Below are 20,481 nucleotides of genomic sequence, written 5' to 3'. Positions count from 1 at the left end.
GTTCTTTTCATTAGTAGCCATGACACTTTTTATCTCTAAGAAAGAGTATATGCAAGATCAATAGGCTGCGATAAATATTGTTTTAATGGCCTCCTCAGACAAACCATTAATTTTAGGATAACGCCGGTCTTAATAGACCCTTCAGGATGGCCTAATCGAACACATATCGCTGCCGATAGTGTAGGGCTACGTAAAAAAGAAAACCCCGTCGAAGCGGGGTTTTATAGAAAACGGCATAGGGGGAAGACGGTTATGCGACGTTACGAGAATGTCCCGCCAGTACCGCCAGCGCATCGCTGTTTTCAATGGTAATGTATTTGCCTTTCACTGCCAGCATACCGCTTTTCTGGAAGCGGCCTAACAGGCGGCTGATGGTTTCAACCGTCAGACCGAGGTAGTTGCCAATATCGCCTCGGGTCATGGTCAGACGGAATTCACGCGGTGAGAAACCACGTTGAGCGAAACGACGTGACAGGTTATAGATGAACGCAGCCAGGCGCTCTTCGGCGTTTTTCTTCGACAGCAGCAGGATCATGTCCTGATCGCCTTTAATCTCACCGCTCATCAGACGCATCATCTGCTGGCGCAGATTTGGCATCTTACCGGATAAATCGTCCAGCGTTTCAAACGGGATTTCACAAACCATCGATGTCTCCAGCGCCTGAGCAAAGCTCGGATGGTGGCCGGTACCGATAGCATCGAAGCCAACTAAATCGCCTGCCAGATGGAAACCCGTAATTTGCTCATCACCCTGTTCGGTGATGGTGTAACTCTTAATGGTGCCAGAACGAATCGCATACAGAGATTTCAGTTCATCACCGGCTTTGAACAAGGTCTGCCCTTTCTGAATGGGCTTTTTACGCTCGATAATATTATCCAGCTGATCAAGCTCATGCTCATTAAGAGTGAACGGGATGCAAAGCTGGCTGATGCTGCAATCCTGACAATGGATAGCGCAACCGCCAGACTGAATGCGTCGTATAATTCTCTTTTCCGGGATCATAGGTTTGCTCAAGCCGTAATTGATATTAGTCAATTTTAACATCTTTTTGGTGAGCAAGTAAGTCTCGGCGGCGCTATTCACCCAAGATTAAAAAGGGATATCATTTATTGCCGTATATCCAATTGATATGTATCAATAAATTTCACATAAGCCGAGGAGCAGTGGTTTCCGATACGCTGCTAAAGGGCACAGAAAATCAAAGCAGCAGGTAGCCTTCATGGCGTAACAGCCACTCTTTTCGCTGCACACCACCTGCATAGCCGGTCATGGTACCGTTGCGACCAATCACGCGGTGACAGGGGACAACTACACTGACCGGATTCGAACCATTTGCAGCGCCCACGGCACGTGCAGCGCCGGGACGGCCCAGCTGCTCAGCGAGCTGACCATAATGCATCACCTGTCCGCAGGGAATGGTACGTAGCGCTTGCCACACCTCACGCTGGAAGGGGGTCCCACCGGTAGCGGTAGGAACCGATTCTATGATGGCCAAATCACCTTCAAAATAGCGGGTCATCAAATGGCTCAAGCCACCTGGGTTGGTTGATGCGACGCGCGTATAACCTTCGGTGCGATAATGGATGTTCAGCAGCTGTTCCATGCGATCGCTATGTTCTTCCCATTCGACGGCGCGCAAATGAAAATTCTCATCACAGAGGATCCACAGCGGTCCGAGCGGTGTGGCTATTTTATCTTCAAGTAAAATCAACATTTGTACATAATCCGGTTATGCGAAATATTCTTGTTTGACACCATACCATGCGAATAGGCTTATCCCTATACCTCGCAGGTGTAACCATGATTTTGTTATGGTTATTATATGGATGTATAAAAAGAGCAACAATATAAAATATCGAACGTTAATAATTAAAAGAATGGAGAGAATATATTAAATAGCGCAAAGGAGAAATGTAACTATTTGAAGATCATAAGAAAGAAATGATTTATTTACGTCGTGAAATAAAAAAAACGGGGTCTGTCGACATCGCCAGACCCCTCAGCAACCACACAGTTGTGTCCGTACCGTTTCCCACATTTTGCTCCGCGCAGCGGGTATTACTATTTATAACGGTTCTTTGCATATTTTCCAGATAATTCTGGGTGATTTATTTCACGTATTCACAAGTAGCGTAAAGTTTTAATTAGCGGTTTATCATATTTAAGCAGCAATTAATATATTCATAAAAAGAATGAATTACGCATGAAGATATTTGGTTTGTTTAATTTTTAAACATAAAAGATAAACGGATTGAGACAGATCTGGCTCGCGGCTATAGTATCCATCAGTTGTCGCAAGAGGGAGTTCACATGAATCCTGAAGAAAAATCACTGTTTCTGGACGCCATGGATGATGTTCAGCCGCTAAAAAAATGCCATGACGTCCACTGGCAACCGGTTCGTAACTCCCGAGCCCGGCAGCAGATAGATACGCTGCAGCTGGATAATTTTCTCACCACCGGCTTTTTGGACATCGTTCCGCTCGATACGCCGCTTGAATTTAAGCGCGAAGGGCTACAAACAGGTGTACTAGAGAAGCTACGACTAGGTAAGTACAGTCAACAGGCGAGTCTCAACTTAATGCACCAAACGGTGGAAAATTGCCGCCAACAACTTTTTGCGTTTATCCATCAGGCGCAGAAGGATGGTTTGCGCAATGTGCTGATTATTCATGGCAAAGCAAAGGAAGAGGGTTCCCACGGCAATATCATTCGCAGCTATTTATCCCGCTGGCTCACCGAGTTTGAGGACGTGCAGGCTTTTAGCGCGGCGCTGCCGCATCACGGCGGCAGCGGGGCTTGCTACGTTGCGCTGCGCAAATCAGAGGCCGCAAAGCAAGATAACTGGGAGCGGCACGCCAAGCGCAGCCGTTAGCGCATCAATAAACTCAGTTCGGAAGCCGCTTTTTGCAGTTCGGGCAGCACGCGCTCGAGCATCTCAGCGGCCGAAACCTGCCCGGCATGGACGCCAACATTAAGCGCTGCTTCGACCTGTCCATGCGGGTTATAAAGCGGTACCGCCAACGAACGAAGGCCCATCTCCAGCTCCTGATCGTTTAATGCATAACCCTGCTGACGTACCGCTTTGAGCTCACTTCGCAGCTTGCTGACGGACGAAATTGTCTGTGGGGTATAGCGGATCATGGTGATACGGGCCAGCATATCGTTAAGCTTTTCTTCCGGCTGGTGGCTCAGCAGTACCCGTCCCATTGATGTCGACCAGGCCGGCAAACGGCTGCCAATATCCAAATCAATGGTCATAATGCGCGAGCTGGAAGCGCGGGCAATATACAAAATATCGTCGCCGTCGAGGGTGGCGATAGAACATGACTCATTGAGCATTTCACTCAAATGTTTCAGCACCGGCTGCGCCGAACGTGCCAGCGGTGTTGAGGCCAGCCACGCGTGGCCAAGTGATAAAATTCGCGGGCGCAGCTGAAAATTCTTCCCGTCTTCCGCATAGACAAATCCCAATTTGCCAAGGGTATACAGACAACGACGCACCGCTGCACGCGGGATCCCGGTTTTCTGGCTGATCTGTGAAATAGACAGCACTCTACGCTGCGGAGTGAATGCCTGAATAACCTCCAGCCCGCGAGCGAGCGAGGCCATAAAGTTAGGGTCACCTTTGAACGGGTCGGTATCTCCCGTCAACTTATCGTCTGGATGTCTCTCCATTTTTCTCTCCGTTTATGCCGTCGATCACATTCTGAGGTTAAACATACACGATGTTCGATAATCGCACCATATTTCGATTATCGCCCTTGACCCGCATCGTTAAGCGGGTCACATTTTGTGCGAACAACGAATATAAGTGCGATAACCGCACATCAAGGAGCAAACCTGATGATTGATAAAAGTGTGTCGACGCTGGCGGATGCCGTCGCGGGTATCAACGATGGCGCGACGATAATGATTGGCGGCTTTGGGCCAGCCGGACAACCGACGCAGCTCATCGACGCTCTGATTGAGCAGGGCGCACGTGACCTGACCATCATCAATAACAACGCCGGTAACGGTGAGATTGGTCTGGCGGCGCTGCTTAAAGCCGGGCGCGTACGCAAAATGATCTGCTCATTCCCGCGTCAGGTTGACTCACAGATTTTTGATGACCTCTACCGCCGCGGCAAAGTGGAGCTGGAACTGGTGCCACAGGGTAACCTGGCCGCGCGCATTCAAGCTGCCGGTGCCGGTCTTGGCGCTATTTTTACTCCCACCGGCTACGGCACGCCGCTGGCGGAAGGCAAAGAGACTCGGGAAATTGACGGCCGCCATTATGTGCTGGAATACCCCATAAAAGCCGATTTTGCGCTGATTAAAGCCCATCAGGGCGACCGCTGGGGCAACCTGGTTTATCGCAAAGCGGCGCGTAACTTTGGGCCAATTATGGCCACGGCGGCCAAAACCACAATTGTTGAAGTGGCCAATCTGGTGACGCTGGGAGAACTGGACCCGGAAAATATCATTACCCCCGGGATTTTCGTCCAGCGCGTGTTCTCGCTCGAAAATCTGGCCAACCAGGCGCTGCGTGCGTAAGGAGACCCAAATGCAAAAACTCTCTCGTGATGATATGGCTAAACGCGTCGCTCAGGATATTCCGGAAGGCGCTTACGTGAACTTAGGTATTGGCCTGCCGACGCGCATTGCCAACTACCTTCCTGCGGATAAAGAAGTCTTTCTGCATAGCGAAAATGGCCTGCTGGGCATGGGGCCAAAACCCGCAGAAGGGGAAGAAGACCCGGAGCTGATTAATGCGGGTAAGGAGTACGTGACGCTGCTGCAAGGGGGCTGCTATTTCCACCATGGTGATTCCTTTGCCATGATGCGCGGTGGTCATCTGGATATCTGCGTGCTCGGCGCGTATCAGGTATCGCAAAAAGGCGACCTTGCCAACTGGAGCACCGGCGCGCCGGATTCAATTCCCGCCGTCGGCGGTGCGATGGACCTTGCCGTCGGTGCGCGTCAGGTATTCGTCATGATGGATCACCTGACCCGCGACGGTGAATGCAAGCTGGTTGAGCACTGCACATACCCGTTGACGGGGGTGGGCTGCGTGAGCCGTATATACACCGACCTGGCGGTGATTGATATCACCGATAGCGGCCCGGTAGTCCGTGAGATTTTCAACGGGCTCTCCTTTGATGAATTGCAACGCATTACCCCCGTTACCCTGACCTACGACTCAGTCGCAGAAACCGCCTAAGGAATGATGATGAATCAAGCATTTATCTGCGACGCAGTGCGCACACCGTTTGGTCGTTTTGGTGGTACGCTTTCCAGCGTTCGCGCCGATGATTTGGGGGCCTTGCCGCTAAAAGCGCTGTTGGAGCGCAATCGGGGTTTAGATCCAGCGCGTATTGACGACGTTATCTACGGTTGTGCCAACCAGGCGGGTGAAGACAACCGCAACGTGGCGCGAATGGCCCTATTACTTGCGGGGTTGCCGGATACGGTGCCGGGCAGTACGGTAAACCGACTGTGTGGCTCCAGCCTTGACGCTATCGGGATTGCGGCGCGGGCTATCAAAAGTGGCGAAACACAACTGATGATCGCAGGCGGAGTCGAAAGCATGTCGCGTGCGCCATTTGTGATGGGCAAAGCTGAAAGTGCCTTTAGCCGCAGCATGAAAATGGAAGATACCACCATCGGCTGGCGCTTCATTAATGCGCAGATGAAAGCCCTTTACGGGGTTGATTCCATGCCGGAAACGGCGGAGAACGTGGCGACCGATTTTGCTATTTCTCGCGCGGATCAGGACGCCTTTGCGCTGCGTAGCCAGCTACGTACCGCCGATGCGCAGAGTCGCGGCATATTTACGGATGAACTGATTCCGGTATGGATCCCGCAGCGTAAGGGCGAGCCGCTTTGTTTTGCCCAGGATGAACATCCGCGTAGCACCTCGATTGAGGCGCTGGCCAAACTCAAAGGTGTTGTGCGCCCGGATGCCACCGTCACGGCGGGTAATGCTTCTGGGGTTAACGATGGTGCCTGTGCGCTGCTGTTAGCCAGTGAAGCGGCCATGGTACAGAATGATTTGCGGCCGTTAGCGCGCGTGGTTGGCGTGGCGACCGCCGGCGTGGCGCCGCGCATCATGGGCTTTGGCCCGGCACCCGCAGTACGTAAAGTCTTGGCGCAAACCGGGCTAACGCTGGCGCAAATGGATGTTATTGAATTGAACGAGGCCTTCGCCGCCCAGGCGCTGGCGGTACTGCGTGATTTAGGGCTTCCGGATGATGCTGCGCACGTCAACCCGAACGGCGGGGCGATTGCGTTAGGTCACCCGTTAGGGGCATCCGGCGGGCGACTGGCAATGACGGCAGCCTATCAACTGCGTCGTACCGGTGGGCGCTACGCGCTGTGCACCATGTGTATCGGCGTGGGCCAGGGGATTGCACTGATCATTGAACGCGTTTAAGGAGCTGGAATGAGTTTGTTGACCCCGCTATTGCGTACTCGCGCGCTGACGGATTTTTTTAGCGATGAGCAAACCGTACAGGGCATGCTGGATTTTGAAGCTGCGCTGGCCATGGCGCAAGCGCAGTGCGGGGTTATCCCGGCGTCGGCGATGCATCCGATCGTTGCGGCCTGCCGGGCAGAAAATCTGGACTTTCCTGCGCTGGCTCATGATGCTGCCAATGCCGGTAATCTGGCAATCCCGCTGGTCAAACAGCTCACGCAACGGGTCAAGGCCGGGGATGCCGAGGCCTCTCGCTATGTTCACTGGGGTGCTACCAGCCAGGATGCGATTGATACGGGTAGGGTGTTGCAGCTGCGCCAGGCGCTGGACGAGACGGACAAGCGTCTGCAGCGCGTGATGCAGGTGCTGGCGGAACAGGTAGAACACCATCGGCAGACGCTGATGCCCGGCCGTACCTGGATGCAGCATGCGTTACCCATCACCTTTGGCCTGAAGCTTGCGGGAACGCTCGATGCCTTACTGCGCTGGCAGCAACGGCTGGCTGAAATGCGCCCGCGCGTACTGGCCCTGCAGTTTGGCGGCGCCGCGGGCACCCTGGCGTCACTGAAATTACAGGGGCCGGAAGTCGCGCAGCGACTGGCAGAGACCCTACATCTCTCTCTACCAGACACACCATGGCACAGCCAGCGCGATCGCATTATCGAAGTGGCAAGCTGGTATGCCGGGCTTGGCGGCACACTGGGCAAACTGGCCAATGATTTTTCGCTGTTGATGCAAACCGAAGTGGCAGAAGTCAGTGAACCGATTGCCGAGGGGCGCGGCGGGTCGTCGGCGATGCCGCATAAGCGCAACCCCGTTGGCTGCGCCGTGATTCTGGCGGCAGTCCAGCGGACGCCGGGCCTGATGGCGACGCTGTATGCGGCACAAATTCAGCAACATGAGCGTGCGCTCGGCGGTTGGCAGGCGGAGTGGGAGACGCTGCCTGAGCTGCTCATGCTCGTCGGCGGCGTGATGGAAAACAGTGAAATTTTACTGCGCGGTATGCAGGTTAACGCGCAGAAAATGCGCGACGATTTGGATATAACCCATGGTTTGATTATGGCCGAATCAGTGACTCAAGCGCTGGCGGCGTTTATCGGCAAAGCCGATGCGCACCATGTAGTCGAGAAAATTTGCCACCGGGCAATAGCGTTAGATTGTCCGTTACAACCGCTGCTGGAAAACGATCCGCTGGTGAGCCAGCATCTTTTTCCGGAGCAACTTACACCGCTACTGGACCCGGCGAACGCCATCGGCAGTACGGAACACTTTGTGCGTCAGGTTCTGGCGCGCTATCAGGAGCAGGGAAATGAATATCCATTATCGTCTTGATGGGCCTGAATTAGCACCGGTGCTGGTGCTGTCGAATTCACTGGGTACCACGTTGTCGCTGTGGGACGCCCAGGTTGCTGAGTTATCGAAGAATTTTCGCGTGTTGCGCTATGATATCCACGGTCATGGGCAAACTGCAAAACACGGAAAGGTGACGTTGTCACAATTGGGTGAAGATGTGATTACGCTACTCGATCATCTCAATATCCCGAAAGCATTTTTCTGTGGTATTTCAATGGGCGGGTTGACGGGGCTGTGGCTGGCACGCTTTGCCCCGGAGCGGTTTCATGCAATGGCTGTCGCCAACACGGCGGCCAAAATTGGCGAGCAGGCGGGCTGGCTTTCTCGTGCGCGCACCGTACGCAATGAAGGCATGGGCGTGGTTGCCGCGGGGGCGGCGGATCGCTGGTTTAGCCATGACTTCCGTCAGCATCAGCCTGCAGAGGTAGAGCAGCTGTGTCATCAACTGGCGAACTCAAATGCGGAAGGCTACGCCGAATGCTGTGATGCGCTGGCAGCCGCCGATTTACGCGCAGAAGTAGCGGCTATTCGCCTGCCGACGCTGATTATCGCCGGTGAATACGATCCGGTGACAACGGTCGCCGACGCGGATTATCTGCATCAACAAATTGACGGTTCGTTCCAGGTGGTGCTGCCGGCATCACACTTGTCAAATGTAGAAGCCAGCGAAGAGTTCACCGCCGCACTGACGGCATTTGTGGAGAGAAACGATGAGCGATAATTCGCGCTACCAGCAGGGAATGGCGGTACGCCGCAAAGTGCTGGGCGATGCCCACGTTGACCGCACCTTGCAAAAACTCTCGCCGCTCAATGAAGAGTTTCAGGATTTTATTACGCGCTACGCCTGGGGCGAGACCTGGACGCGTCCGGGTCTCGATCATCACACCCGCAGCATGATAACCATTGCGATGCTGATCGCATTAAACCGCGAGGCTGAGCTGAAAATGCACCTGCGCGCGTCGTTTAACAACGGCGTGACCCGCGATGAGCTTAAAGAGCTGATTATGCATTCAGCACTGTACTGCGGTCTGCCTGCGGCGAACGCTACCATGCATCTGGCGCAGCAGGTATTTGATGAGCTAGACGCAGAGAAAGCGTGATCGCCTGGTTATAAAATAAAATGCAGTTCCATTATTATCGGTTCTCAGTTTCTATTTCATGCAAGTGATGGAGAACCGATGATAAAAATACCGTATCTGGGAATGACGACGCTGCTCTGTATGCCGCTGGTGTTACAGGGCTGCGCGGCACCTTTATCAACAGGGACGGCGACCAGACCGCTGTTGACGGCCCAGGAAGCCGCACCTTATACCGCGGCAAACTATTTTGCTCAGGGCGGCCTTAGGAGCCATCCGCAAGGCGCGTGGCAGCCAGGGGACATCAACCTTAGCAATATTGATACGCCATGGCGCGTGGCCGCAAGCGGAGCACCGTTCACGCGTGTTCAGCAGGCCGTGGATGCCGCTATTGCCCAGCATCAGGGCACAGAGCGAATTTACATTCGTCTTGAGCCGGGGGTCTATACCGGCACGGTGTATATTCCCGATGATGCTCCGCCTATCACCGTTTTTGGTTCTGGAAAACAGCCGGATGCGGTACGCATCGAGCTGGCGCTGGACTCACAGTTTAGCCCCGCGCAGTATCGTCAAACGGTGAATGCCGACCACTACCCACCAAACTCCCCGGCCTATTATCAGTACGCGCTGTGTGCCGGAAAAACCACCGCACTTATCGGCACCAACTGTGCCGCTGTATTCTGGTCGCAGAGTAACGATCTCCAGCTCGTGAATTTAACGATCGCCAACAGTCTGCTCGACACTGTCGATGGCGGCACTCATCAAGGGGTGGCGCTGCGTACCGATGGCGATCGCATCCAGCTGCAAAATCTACGTCTGCTGGGGCGTCAGGATACGTTGTATCTCAATATCAGTAATCGGAAAAATGAGGCGTTAACCGATCGAATTCATCGCGTTTACGTCAAGGACAGCTATATCGAAGGCGATGTTGATTACGTCTTTGGCCGGGCGAATACGGTGTTTGAGGGGGTTCATTTCCATACCGTTTCCAGCCGCCAATCGCCGGAGGCCTACGTGCTGGCGCCCAATACGTTGCCGGATAACCCGTATGGTTTTCTGGTGAAGAACAGCCGTTTTACCACCGACGACGGTTATAAAGGCACTTTCAAAGCCAAACTGGGACGAGCCTGGGATCAGGGGGCCGGGAAAACCGGTTATCTGCCGGGGCAAACCGCCAACGGGCAGGTGTTGATTATCAACAGCACTATCGACAACGGGTATGACAGCCTGTCGCCATGGGGGGCCGCTGCCACCACCGCAAGGCCGTTTAAGGGCAATGCTGACCCTTCACGGCAGCTAAACGATGTGCAGTTCAACCGCCTGTGGGAGCGGTAAAAAACCTCGTCTGGCCGGGCGGCAGCGCTGCCATCCGGCCCGAAACGCAGGTTAAAACGGTAACGTTCGTGGGGTCGTCTGCAGAGTGACCCAACGCAGTTCGGTAAATTCATGAATCCCCGCACGTCCGCCAAAGCGACCGTAGCCTGAATCTTTGGTACCACCAAACGGCATTTGCGCTTCGTCATGTACCGTTGGGCCGTTAATGTGGCAGATCCCGGTTTGCAGATTCTGCGCCACGTTCCAGGCGCGGGCGGTGTCGCGGCTGTAGACGGCGGAAGACAAGCCGTAGGCGCTGTCGTTGGCGATGCGCAGCGCGTCTTGTTCGTCACGGGCGCGGATGACGGATTTCACCGGGCCAAATGATTCTTCATGCCAGATGCGCATATCCGGTGTCACTCCATCCAGCAATGTCGCGGCCATCATCGTCGAGTTGGCTTTGCCACCGGTAAGCAGCGTGGCGCCTTTTGCCAGCGCATCATCAATCAACGCGTTGCAGCGCTCAACGGTTTTGTTATCAACCACCGATCCCAACAGCCCCGCAGGCAAGGCATTTACCCGTTTGACTAATGCTGCGATAAATGACTCAGCAACAGCATCGTCGACGATGATGCGTTCGGTGGACATACAAATCTGCCCGGCATTGGCGAAGGCACCAAAGGTTGCACCCGCCGCGGCTTGCTCAAGGTCTGCGTCAGTGAGCACCAGCAGCGGGGCTTTACCGCCGAGTTCCAGCACCACCGGTTTAAGATGTTTGGCGCAGGTTTGGGCAATGATGCGTCCAACCGGCGTGGAACCGGTGAAATTGATGCGCCGTACGCCCGGGTGGGCAATCAGCGTTTCCACGAGTGCAGGGGCATCCTGCGGCGCACAGGAGAGATAATTCACCACGCCCGCGGGGAACCCAGCCGCTGCCAGCGCCTCGATAATCAGCCCCTGGGTCGCTGGCGACAGCTCTGAACCTTTGAGGATCACCGTGTTGCCGCAGGCCAGAGGCGTAGCAATGGCGCGTACCGCCAGTATGATCGGCGCGTTCCACGGCGCCATACCCAACACCACGCCGGCTCCCTGGCGCGTGGCCATCGCCAGGTTTCCTGGAATATTGGACGGGATCACCTGACCGTCAATTTGGGTGGTGAGCGTAGCGGCTTCACGCAGAATATCGGCGCCGAGATGGACGTTAAACCCGGCCCAGTGTGGCGTAGCACCGGTTTCGGCATTCATGGCGGCCACAAACCGATCGCTTCGCTGTTCAAGCTGTTCGGCTGCGGCTAACAGCAGTCGCCGACGCTCGCCGGGTGGCGTATCGCGCCATAAAGGAAATGCGGCGGCGGCCGCATCGGCGGTGCGAATGGCATCGGTGAGGGTGGCTGCGGGCGCAAGAGTGGCAACGTCGCCGCTGACGGGGTTAGTGCGGCTGAAAGTGGCGGCGTTTGATGCCGAACAGGCTTCGCCGTTAATAAACAGGGTGCAGGGGATTGTCATGGAAACCTCTTATCGATTCGGGTAACGGATCGAGTGTAAAGAGGTGCGCCGGGGCTGAACATCCATGATGCAGATTTCGCACGCTTTTTTTGCAATTCGAAGAGCGGTTCACATCCTTGTGCCGCCGAGGGTTACTGGAGTAACGACTGCAGCTGACGCTGCGCCGCTTTATCTAATTGCAGCAGATTGATCTCTTCACCTGCTTCAGTGCTGCGGGCGTATAACGCCACCAGCCAGTCATAAACATAGCGCGTGGCGGCATGCACCGGCTGTTCGCCAAGCTGGGTCAAACGTGTGCTGCTGGTGGCCGTATTTTGCGCGAATATCGCGCTGTCTTTGGCGATGCGGCTTGCCGGACGCTGGTCAACCGGCAGTTCAGCATAACCGAGCCAGTTAATAAAATCGCCTATCGTCGCGCGCAGTTGGGCGGCACCGGCCTGCTGCTCGGCGCTGACCCGGCGCAGCCGCTGGGCGAGCGACACCTGCTGGCTGGCGGCGATAAGTGCCAGCGTCAGCTGCTGCTGGGTTGCTGGCGTCAGCAATGCATGTGGCTGGCGGCTCCATTGACGGAGGTGTTTACACCACAGGGCGTAGGCCTGCGAGCCGTGATCCTGATGTGCGAGCGCACTCTGTTGCGGCGTTTCCGGAGCCGCGAAGAGGTCAACGGTGTCGTTAAACAGGCCGCTTACTTTCTCTTCGCGCTGCTGCTGGACCTGGCAAAGCGCGTCGAAGGCGAACAGATCCGGCAGCAGGCTCTCCAGCAGTTCGCCGTGACGTGACGCGTGTGTTTGCAGTTCGCGGATAGCCGACTGCGCCTGTGCCGCATGGTTTTGCGTAGAAGACAAGAGCGGCTGACACAGCGCACTGAGCTGCTGCTGGTAGCCGCTGGCGATGGCGGCAAAGCGGCGCTGGCGCAGTTCGGGTAATGTGGCCTGCGACAACCACTCGACAAGGCGCTGCAGGCTGCTGTGATCCAACGCCTGCAGCGTGCCCCAATGTTGCCCCGGTTTACCCACCAACTGCTGGATGGCTTCGTCAAAATGACGCTGATGCACAAAACGGTCATCTTCCGGGGTAATTGCCCACACCAGGCCCGGCAGTTTGTTCTCCTGCGCAGGTTGGGTTTCATTGACCCAGCGCAGCAGCGCTTTGGCGGTTGCCGGGATCATCGCGCGCTGGGCGGTGGCGTTGCACACAAGCAGAATGTCCGGCTGGCGGTGCTGGCGATAGTGGTCGAGCAGCCAGCGGCATTTACACGCCCACAGCGGCGACTCGGCTGTCGCTTCAGGCACTGGAATGTCAATGATATCGACGTTATCCAATACGCCGTTTTCGCAGCTCAGCACCAGTTCGACGGTCAGTAGCGCCAGCGTGGTAGCCGGTATGCTCACCGCGTTTTGGTAGCCTTCTGCGGCGAGCGGATGGACCAGCACCGCGTCTTCACTTTCGCCGCCCGGCGTTAAAAATGAATCCATCGGCAGGGTGAATGCGTCCACCAACAAACTCAGCGGTGCCATGACTTCCCGGCGATTGCCGAGCTGGTGCAGGGTATGTGCTAATTTCAGCCATTGTTGCGTGAGATCTTGCTGCTCGCCCCACAGCAGCGACCAGGCGCGGGCGCGGGCGGTGAGATCGAGTGACGGCAGCAGGCGGGCGAACTGATACCACAGCCCATCGTCAATTTGCTGATAGGAGGTGGGCAGGGTGTCACGCCAGAAGCGCGCGATGGCGGCGATTTCCGCAGGCGTAATACCTGGGACCGGTTGAGGCTGACGCAGGCTTTGCCAGCCACGCAGGCGCTGAGCGATAACGCTACTGTCCGGGGCGCGTACGTCGCCACGCTGCATGGCGTGAGTGATAAACAGTTGTACCAGTTCGGCTTCACTCATCAGCATCAGGCGCAGCGGGAAAGCATCGTCAGGCGTTGCCGGATCGCGACTAAAACGTACCGCCATTTGCGTCAGGCTGTGGCCAGGGTTGATATGGCTGAAATAGTCGAGGGTTTTGCTTCCCGTTTGTACCGCGACACGCCCATCACCGCTGCCGCACAGCGTGCGCAGTAAATGGGCTTTTGATGCCTGCGAGTGACCAAATAGCGCGATGCTTGCACGACGGAGGCTTGCCTGTTGATGCGTTTGCTGCTGGGCGTTGAGCCCCAGCAGACGCGTCAACAGCGCGTCGGCGTCTTCATCCAGCGCGGGATTGGTTTGGCGGGTGACGTTGAGCCATTCCATTACGTTCTGTACAGAGGTCATTTCAGGAATACACTCCCGCTATCAATCCAGTAGTGGCTGCCGCTGTGACGGCGGTCGGCCAGGGTATTCAGTTTTAGCGTCAGGGCGTCCGGTGAAACCGGCGTGCCATCCTGCAGCCAGGCGTCGCTCAGGACGAACGCTTGTGGGGCTTCGTGCTTGCTGCCGCCTTGCAGTTTCAAACGCACCTGGAGCACGCCGTCACCGGCAATGGCTTTGGCCAGTTCCGGCGAATTGATACTCAGCGTATACAGCGGCGTTGCGGGCCAGCGGGTATTGGCGAGCTGACGGAAACCGAGCGTCACGTTGCCGCGCAGCGGGAAGTGCAGGCGAGCGTCGAGCTTCGCACCCGGCTTATCCAGATCGAGATCGTGATACCAGATGTTCTCATCGCGCAGTGTGTTGACGGTTTTATCCAACACGCCCAGATAGCGCACGGTAGAGTACGCACCAATATCCGCAGCCTTAAAGTTGAAGTGCGGCAGGCGCAAGTCCAACGCCAGGCTGCACAGCATCGCGCCCACCGCGGCGGTCGATTTCGGGTTGCCGATGCGCCCTTGTTGACTGAACGGATACCATTCATGCACGTGATACTTATCCAGCCATACCATGCGGTTGACCGGCACCGGCTGCAGGTAGCGGATCAGTGCCTGAACGCCCGGTAAACAGCCCGGTCGCCCGGTGACCAGCAGCACGTCGCAGGCATAGTGTGATATCGCTTCACACAGCGCGTGCAGAGGCCCGGCGAGGGTAAACTCGCCGGCCAACATCGCTTGCTGGAGACGGTTAAAATTCACCTCCAGCGGTACCGCGAGCAGATCAAACGGCGCGTTGCCGGTGGGTAGGGCATGTTCAATGGCCTGGCCGACATAGTTCATTACGTTACGCGTGGGCGTTTGCGGCAGCAGCTCGCCAAAAGTAGCGTGCAGACCGGCCAATGGATCCTGGACATCGCTTTGCTCCCAGGCGGCGAGAATCGCATGACCGATCGGCATAAATAACTGCAGCGTCGTTTGCTGGCGGAGCACGGCCTGAGTGTCCAGCCGCCCTGAATCGCCAAACAGCGTTGCCATTAGGGCCTGTGCATCCGCGACGCCGGATTTTTGCAGTTGGGTTTGCAGCGCAGGCAGCACACAGCGCTGAATAATATCCAGCAGCACGTCGTCACCGGCGATTTTAAACCCTTCGCGGAACAACAGTTGTGGGGTGATTTTGACGTTGCCGCCGATCCCGTCATCCAGTTGATATTGGGAAATCGCCATATCTGTCGTGCCGCCGCCCAGATCCAGCGAGGCTATGCGCAGCGCACGTCCTGGGGCGACTCCGGGCTCTGGCTGGCGGTCCGGACGCGCCATCGCGGCAAACAGCGCTTCGGTTTGTCCGGAGAAATGAGAGATGGCTTCGTTATACAGCCACACCAGTTGGCCGCAGCTGGCTTCGTCCCACTCCATATGGATTTTGGGGATCGGCACCACGCTTTTTTCCTGTACGCGGACGTGGGCAAAATCGTCGTCCTGTGGGTGCCAGCCCATGGCTTTCCACACCAATGCGATGGCTTCGAACATACGGCGGCGGAAGATCTCGCGCTCCTGTTTTGGCATTGCTGAGGGCAGGGTCAGGATAAGCGTACGCAGTTGGCGCGGCGAGGCCGGGAAGCCCAGGCGCAGACGCGTCGCCACGCTGTTGATCTGTCCCAGCGCCTGCGACAGGATTTCGCACAGCATATGGGTCATCAGGGTGCTACGGCTGTACTGCGGCGAGAAGACCGGCATGCGTTCATCCGGCGGCAGAGTGAACAGCGGCTGGCCTTCATCATTCATCAGGTTCATCAGCGGGAAAGCCGTAGCCAGCGGCTCGCGCTGGGTTTTACCATTCATCTGGCTAAAGCGCCAGTCCTGAACGGTCGGCGTTTCGTCCCATAAATAGCGGCGCGGGCTGGAGATGCCGCTGTAGCCTTCAGTCCCTAAGCGTTGCATCGCCAGCTTGCGGGCTTCATCACCCACGCGCACCAGGGACGGCCAGATAAAGGCATCTTCACGACCGCTCTCGACCGAGAAATGCTGTTTGCCAAAGCGTGATTCCGAAAATTCAACGCGGCTGGTAAACAGCGGTTCGTTGAGGTATTGCGGCTCGCTTAACGAACGGACCTGCAGTTCGGCGGTTTGGCGCAGGCCATCGTTGGCGTCGCCGTGATCTTCAATGATCACGCCGCAGGTGTGGGTGTTGCCAACATCCAGAATCAAATCGACCGGAATCGCCGGGGTGCTTAAGGTGGCGGTGACGATTTTGATTTCCGGTACCGTGAGCTGTTCGCCCAGCAGCGCCAGAATATTCAACCAGTGCCCCTGATATTCAAAGCTGCGCAACGCCTGAGTGACATCGCGTTCGCTGCGGCTTTCGTGTGTCGCCACCGTCTGCTGGAATACTTCACGCAGCCAGCCGTCGATCCACGTTTGATCGAGAAAATCGGCCAGCTCATCGTCGCGCCAGGCGAGCGCAAAGCGGGTGCCGTTGAGTAAATCGTTGGCGACCGGCGACAGCGCGTTGGCCGCATCGTCGCTAATCTGGCTATCAAATGCCAGCGTTACGCGGTGGGTATTGCCTGCAGAGTCAGGTTCAGCAAGCCTGCGAATTTGCACGCGCGCCCAGTTATCCGGGCCTTCGACGAAGGTGCGTGGCGGGTTAAAACGTAAGAACGGCAGCGGCAGCCACACGCCGTCTAACAGCTTCAGGGAGTGGTGCAGCGCGAGAGTGGATTCGGGTTTCACCACTTCCGGCGGACGCCCCGGTTCGCCCGGCAGCGTATGGCGTTGGTTGACGACGTCGTAGTCCAGACGCAGCAGCGGGCCATTAGCCGTTTTGCGCACGAATCGGCCATTTTGCAGCGACTCCTGAGGGCTCAGACCGAAGTCAAGGAACTGGACGCCGCTGTTGGCAATGAGCGTTACGCTCTGTTTGTAATCGCAAAGTGTCACCAGCATGTCTTAGGCTCCGGTCTTCTTAAAGGTCAACGGCACGACCGTTTTGGCATCAAACCGCGCGGTACAGACGGCAACGTTGCTATTGCCTGGCTTACAGCTGATTTCAGGCAGCGGATAGCGTGCGCCATCGCTGCACTGGGCGTTGCCGCGGCTCTTAATCATCAGCTCGCCGTTTTGATGCAGCCCGGAGAAGACCGCCGCTTTGCAGACAATATTGCCGTCGCGAACTACGCGGGCCGTGCCTTTATTGTTCTGAATCTGATAGCGCAGATTCGGTGCTTTGCCGCTGTGGGCATCGCTGATGTCCATCTGCACGCGCCAGCTACCGTTGAGGAAGCGGGTGGTGCCGACGCGCATCTGATCGGCATCCATCACTAATGCATCTTTCGGGATCGCGGCAATGACCGGCGGTTTTTCTTCCTGCTGGACAACGGGCTCAGCCTTAACGCTGGCCTGATGCAGCGGCAGGGCGGTGAGCAATACCGGCATGTCAGGGGCTTTTAGTGTGACGGGTTCAGGGGTTGAGACAGTCTCGGTGACTGGCTCGGATTCTGCCTGGCTCGCGGGGATCATCAGTGGGACGGCGACAGCGACCGCGGCTACCGCCGCCGCCAGCGGAGCGGCCCACACCCAGCGCGAACGCCGGGCCTTTGGCTCAACGGTTTCAACCACAATGGCTTCGACTGGTGCTGGTACTTCCTCCTGCGTTTCGTCCGGCAGGGTATAGGCATTAATCAGCGGCTCATTAGCGCTGAGCAGCGGTGCATCGGCTTCGCTAAAGGTGACTGCAGGAACGTCCGGCGCTTCCACTTCCGGAATGTCGGTAATAACCGGTTCTTCAGGCTGTTCAGGCTCAACGTAGCGCAGGCAGTCGAGAGCGTCTTCGCGCGCACCTTCATTAAGGTTAACAAAACCCCAGAAGCTCATCACCGGCTTGCCGTCGACGAGGAAAAGATGGTTCTCACCGGGAAACTGCAGTGATTTCTCCAGTAGCGCGCCAAACAGCTGTTGGGCGGTTTTATCCGATTGCAGGCATTTTTTGCTGAGCGTACGTGCGCTGTCCTGAAGCCCTTCTAAATAGTGCAGCGCGCGGGTGCGCTGCGTTTCATTCGCCGCTTTCCAACAAATGACGTCACCGGCAACGGGGGAATACCAATCGACCCGGTCGCCTTCATCGTTAAGCTGCGGTATCGCCAGACAATCTGCCAGGGCGTATTGCTTGCGTAAACGAAGCGTTTCCCGCACCTGTAGTGCGGAATGAAATACGGTTTGCCCGCCGCCGCCGACGGCCTGGAAATCATCAAGACTTCCGCTGCGTAAAAGAGTTTTTGCCACGTTCCTGTCCCATAGACTTCTTCACGCCATTACTTTACGCAAAGGCAAATGCAACAAACGGCGAAAGAGAGGGGTAAATAGGGTAATTCTCGTGGCATTGAATGATTTTACTTAAGTTGAATCTGATGATTGGCCGATGAAGAAACCAACAAAAAAAGGTTATTCAGCATAACCTGAGACAAATTGGTTATTTGCCAGTTATCTGGCGCTGTGCTGTTATTAGTGCGTCCTCGCTTATAATAAAATTGAAAGGCATATAACCATGACTACAGGGAAAACGCTCCTCGCGCTGGCGCTCACCGCGCTGTTACCGGCAAGCGCCGCCTGGGCGGCAAACAACGACACGCTGATTTACTGCTCCGAAGCGTCACCAGAATCCTTTAACCCGCAGATTGCCAGCTCTGGCCCGAGTTTTGTCGCCAGTTCACAGGTGTTGTACAACCGTTTGATTAACTTCGACCCGGTCAAGAACACCCCAGTTCCTTCGCTGGCGACCGACTGGAAGATTTCGCCTGACGGCTTGACCTATACCTTTACGCTGCGTCAGGGCGTGAAGTTCAACAGCAACAAATTTTTCAAACCAACCCGCGACTTTAACGCCGACGACGTGATTTTCTCCGTCCTGCGTCAAAAGGATAAAGACCATCCGTATCACAACGTCTCGCAGGGCAACTATGAATACTTCAGCGACGTTGGCCTTGATAAGCTGATTAAAGAGGTGAAAAAGGTCGATGATTACCACGTACAGTTCGTGCTGAATGAACCGAACGCGGCGTTCCTTGCCGACTGGGGAATGGATTTTGCCTCTATTCTCTCCGCAGAGTACGCCGATGCGATGCTGAAACAAGGCACCCCGGAAAACGTTGATAACTGGCCAATCGGTACCGGCCCGTATGTGCTGCAGCAGTACAAAGTCGACTCGCAGATTCGCTATCTGGCGAACCCGAACTACTGGGATGGTGCAGTGCCGACCAAGCACCTGATCTTCTCCATTACGCCGAACGTCGAAACGCGCCTGGCGAAACTGCAAACCAATGAATGCCAGATTATCCCGGCGCCATCGCCGGTCCAGTTTGATGTGATTAAAGGCAACCACGATCTCACGTTGCATGCGGTCGAGGCGCTGAACGTCGGCTATCTGGCGTTTAACACGGCGAAAAAACCCTTTGATAACGTGCTGGTGCGCCAGGCGTTGAACTACGCCACCGATAAACAGGCCATCGTCAATGCGGTGTTTATGGGCTCTGGTACGGTGGCGAAATCGCCGATTCCACCGAACATGATGGGCTACAAAAAAGATCTTCAGGATTACGACTACAACCCGGAAAAAGCCAAAGCGCTGCTGAAGCAGGCCGGGCTAGAGAAGGGCGTAGATGTGACGCTGTGGTCAATGCCGGTGCAGCGTCCCTACAACCCGAACTCGCGTCGTATTGCCGAGATGATTCAGAATGACTGGGCCAAAGTGGGCGTGAAGGCCAAAATCGTCAGCTACGAGTGGGGCGAATACCTTTCTGGTATCCGCAAAGGCGAGCACGATAGCGCACTGTACGGCTGGATGTCGGATAACGGCGATCCGGACAACTTCGCCAACACGTTGCTCGGCTGCGACAGCATAAAATCCGGCTCTAACGCCGCGCGCTGGTGTAATAAAGAGTATGATGGTCTGGTGAAGAAAGCGCTGGTGGTCAGCGACCCGGCGAAACGCGCCGCGCTCTACGGCCAGGCGCAGGAAATCTACTACCAACAGGCACCATGGATTGTGCTGGCAAATGGCAAAACCTTCTACGCCACCCGCAGCAATATTACCGGGTATAGCGTGAGCCTGATGGGCAGTGATTTCTCGAAAGTGAAAATCAATTAAGGAGCGACTATGTCACATCTGGATGAAGTCATCGAACGCGTTGATGCCGCGCTTGATGAGAGCGTGATTACGCATATGAACGAACTGCTGGTGGTATTGAGCGACGATACGGCACTGAGCCGCGAAGATCGTTTTACCCAGCAGCAGCGTCTGCGAGTGGCGATTGCTCACCACGGTAAAAACCAGCAGGAGCTGGAAGAGGCGCGTCGTGAACTGCTCAGCCAGGGTGGCGTTATCCTCTGATTTTTCCCGCGTCTCAGCTCCCTCAGCCCGATAGTTGAGGGGGCTGCACTTCTTTGCTAACATAAACCATATGGTATAAATAAAAATACCAAATGGAGAATTA

Annotated in this window: 17 protein-coding genes; 10 read left to right on the top strand and 7 right to left on the bottom strand. The window is 55.9% G+C overall.

What is annotated here, in order from left to right:
• Positions 1 to 250: 250 nt before the first annotated feature.
• On the bottom strand, positions 251 to 1,003 hold the full coding sequence (gene fnr / locus KP80_RS09435; RefSeq protein ID WP_122983151.1) for a fumarate/nitrate reduction transcriptional regulator Fnr: 753 nt from the start codon (positions 1,001 to 1,003) through the stop codon (positions 251 to 253).
• Positions 1,004 to 1,199: 196 nt separating this feature from the next.
• The gene (gene ogt / locus KP80_RS09430; protein WP_052283383.1) at positions 1,200 to 1,715 is read right to left on the bottom strand and encodes a methylated-DNA--[protein]-cysteine S-methyltransferase; all 516 of its coding nucleotides are present in this window, start codon (positions 1,713 to 1,715) and stop codon (positions 1,200 to 1,202) included.
• A 596-nt stretch (positions 1,716 to 2,311) separates the two neighbouring features.
• Between ogt and smrA the strand changes: the two genes are divergently transcribed.
• The gene (gene smrA / locus KP80_RS09425) at positions 2,312 to 2,875 is read left to right on the top strand and encodes a DNA endonuclease SmrA (protein ID WP_052283382.1); all 564 of its coding nucleotides are present in this window, start codon (positions 2,312 to 2,314) and stop codon (positions 2,873 to 2,875) included.
• Here smrA and KP80_RS09420 read toward each other — a convergent pair.
• Complete coding sequence (locus KP80_RS09420; protein ID WP_052283381.1) at positions 2,872 to 3,678, bottom strand: IclR family transcriptional regulator domain-containing protein; 807 nt, start codon at positions 3,676 to 3,678, stop codon at positions 2,872 to 2,874. The genes smrA and KP80_RS09420 overlap by 4 nt on opposite strands.
• Before the next feature lie 168 nt (positions 3,679 to 3,846).
• Between KP80_RS09420 and KP80_RS09415 the strand changes: the two genes are divergently transcribed.
• From KP80_RS09415 to KP80_RS09385, 7 genes are all read left to right on the top strand, one after another.
• Complete coding sequence (locus tag KP80_RS09415) at positions 3,847 to 4,536, top strand: 3-oxoacid CoA-transferase subunit A (protein WP_052283380.1); 690 nt, start codon at positions 3,847 to 3,849, stop codon at positions 4,534 to 4,536.
• 10 nt (positions 4,537 to 4,546) lie between these two features.
• Positions 4,547 to 5,203, top strand: coding sequence for a 3-oxoacid CoA-transferase subunit B (locus KP80_RS09410; RefSeq protein WP_052283379.1), 657 nt, complete (start codon positions 4,547 to 4,549; stop codon positions 5,201 to 5,203).
• A gap of 9 nt (positions 5,204 to 5,212) precedes the next feature.
• Positions 5,213 to 6,415 (top strand): 3-oxoadipyl-CoA thiolase, encoded by a 1,203-nt coding sequence (pcaF, locus tag KP80_RS09405; RefSeq protein ID WP_052283378.1) that lies wholly within the window; start codon positions 5,213 to 5,215, stop codon positions 6,413 to 6,415.
• A gap of 9 nt (positions 6,416 to 6,424) precedes the next feature.
• Positions 6,425 to 7,789, top strand: coding sequence for a 3-carboxy-cis,cis-muconate cycloisomerase (locus KP80_RS09400; protein ID WP_052283377.1), 1,365 nt, complete (start codon positions 6,425 to 6,427; stop codon positions 7,787 to 7,789).
• Positions 7,767 to 8,531, top strand: a complete 765-nt coding sequence (gene pcaD, locus KP80_RS09395; RefSeq protein ID WP_052283376.1) for a 3-oxoadipate enol-lactonase — start codon at positions 7,767 to 7,769, stop codon at positions 8,529 to 8,531. Before KP80_RS09400 ends, pcaD begins: the two co-directional genes overlap by 23 nt.
• Positions 8,521 to 8,910 (top strand): 4-carboxymuconolactone decarboxylase, encoded by a 390-nt coding sequence (gene pcaC / locus KP80_RS09390; protein ID WP_052283375.1) that lies wholly within the window; start codon positions 8,521 to 8,523, stop codon positions 8,908 to 8,910. Before pcaD ends, pcaC begins: the two co-directional genes overlap by 11 nt.
• Before the next feature lie 78 nt (positions 8,911 to 8,988).
• Positions 8,989 to 10,221: a putative acyl-CoA thioester hydrolase gene (locus KP80_RS09385; protein WP_082221728.1), complete on the top strand. Its 1,233-nt coding sequence runs from the start codon at positions 8,989 to 8,991 to the stop codon at positions 10,219 to 10,221.
• 51 nt (positions 10,222 to 10,272) lie between these two features.
• Here the strand turns inward: KP80_RS09385 and KP80_RS09380 are convergent, their stop codons facing one another.
• The 4 genes from KP80_RS09380 to KP80_RS09365 form a co-directional block, all read right to left on the bottom strand.
• Positions 10,273 to 11,706, bottom strand: coding sequence for an aldehyde dehydrogenase (locus KP80_RS09380; protein WP_052283374.1), 1,434 nt, complete (start codon positions 11,704 to 11,706; stop codon positions 10,273 to 10,275).
• Positions 11,707 to 11,837: 131 nt separating this feature from the next.
• Positions 11,838 to 13,961, bottom strand: coding sequence for a virulence factor SrfC family protein (locus tag KP80_RS09375; RefSeq protein WP_052283373.1), 2,124 nt, complete (start codon positions 13,959 to 13,961; stop codon positions 11,838 to 11,840).
• Complete coding sequence (locus KP80_RS09370; RefSeq protein ID WP_052283372.1) at positions 13,958 to 16,939, bottom strand: virulence factor SrfB; 2,982 nt, start codon at positions 16,937 to 16,939, stop codon at positions 13,958 to 13,960. Before KP80_RS09370 ends, KP80_RS09375 begins: the two co-directional genes overlap by 4 nt.
• Before the next feature lie 3 nt (positions 16,940 to 16,942).
• A complete protein-coding gene (locus KP80_RS09365) occupies positions 16,943 to 18,274 on the bottom strand; it encodes an SrfA family protein (RefSeq protein ID WP_052283371.1) in 1,332 nt (443 codons plus the stop codon).
• Positions 18,275 to 18,536: 262 nt separating this feature from the next.
• On the opposite strand from KP80_RS09365, the gene KP80_RS09360 reads away from it, so the two are divergent.
• Positions 18,537 to 20,135, top strand: coding sequence for an ABC transporter substrate-binding protein (locus KP80_RS09360; RefSeq protein WP_052283370.1), 1,599 nt, complete (start codon positions 18,537 to 18,539; stop codon positions 20,133 to 20,135).
• Between the two features lie 9 nt (positions 20,136 to 20,144).
• On the top strand, positions 20,145 to 20,378 hold the full coding sequence (locus KP80_RS09355) for a DUF2526 family protein (protein ID WP_052283369.1): 234 nt from the start codon (positions 20,145 to 20,147) through the stop codon (positions 20,376 to 20,378).
• The last annotated feature ends 103 nt before the right edge of the window (positions 20,379 to 20,481 follow it).

It is taken from the genome of Kluyvera genomosp. 1 (genome assembly GCF_001266615.1).
Classification (GTDB): Bacteria; Pseudomonadota; Gammaproteobacteria; order Enterobacterales; family Enterobacteriaceae; genus Kluyvera; species Kluyvera cryocrescens_A.
This window is presented reverse-complemented; position numbering and strand designations above follow the sequence as displayed.

Coding starts and splice junctions, on each gene's coding strand:
- fnr (WP_122983151.1), bottom strand. CDS start 1,003: ATGATCCCGGAAAAGAGAATTATACGACGCATTCAGTCTGGCGGTTGC.
- ogt (WP_052283383.1), bottom strand. CDS start 1,715: ATGTTGATTTTACTTGAAGATAAAATAGCCACACCGCTCGGACCGCTG.
- smrA (WP_052283382.1), top strand. CDS start 2,312: ATGAATCCTGAAGAAAAATCACTGTTTCTGGACGCCATGGATGATGTT.
- KP80_RS09420 (WP_052283381.1), bottom strand. CDS start 3,678: ATGGAGAGACATCCAGACGATAAGTTGACGGGAGATACCGACCCGTTC.
- KP80_RS09415 (WP_052283380.1), top strand. CDS start 3,847: ATGATTGATAAAAGTGTGTCGACGCTGGCGGATGCCGTCGCGGGTATC.
- KP80_RS09410 (WP_052283379.1), top strand. CDS start 4,547: ATGCAAAAACTCTCTCGTGATGATATGGCTAAACGCGTCGCTCAGGAT.
- pcaF (WP_052283378.1), top strand. CDS start 5,213: ATGAATCAAGCATTTATCTGCGACGCAGTGCGCACACCGTTTGGTCGT.
- KP80_RS09400 (WP_052283377.1), top strand. CDS start 6,425: ATGAGTTTGTTGACCCCGCTATTGCGTACTCGCGCGCTGACGGATTTT.
- pcaD (WP_052283376.1), top strand. CDS start 7,767: ATGAATATCCATTATCGTCTTGATGGGCCTGAATTAGCACCGGTGCTG.
- pcaC (WP_052283375.1), top strand. CDS start 8,521: ATGAGCGATAATTCGCGCTACCAGCAGGGAATGGCGGTACGCCGCAAA.
- KP80_RS09385 (WP_082221728.1), top strand. CDS start 8,989: ATGATAAAAATACCGTATCTGGGAATGACGACGCTGCTCTGTATGCCG.
- KP80_RS09380 (WP_052283374.1), bottom strand. CDS start 11,706: ATGACAATCCCCTGCACCCTGTTTATTAACGGCGAAGCCTGTTCGGCA.
- KP80_RS09375 (WP_052283373.1), bottom strand. CDS start 13,961: ATGACCTCTGTACAGAACGTAATGGAATGGCTCAACGTCACCCGCCAA.
- KP80_RS09370 (WP_052283372.1), bottom strand. CDS start 16,939: ATGCTGGTGACACTTTGCGATTACAAACAGAGCGTAACGCTCATTGCC.
- KP80_RS09360 (WP_052283370.1), top strand. CDS start 18,537: ATGACTACAGGGAAAACGCTCCTCGCGCTGGCGCTCACCGCGCTGTTA.
- KP80_RS09355 (WP_052283369.1), top strand. CDS start 20,145: ATGTCACATCTGGATGAAGTCATCGAACGCGTTGATGCCGCGCTTGAT.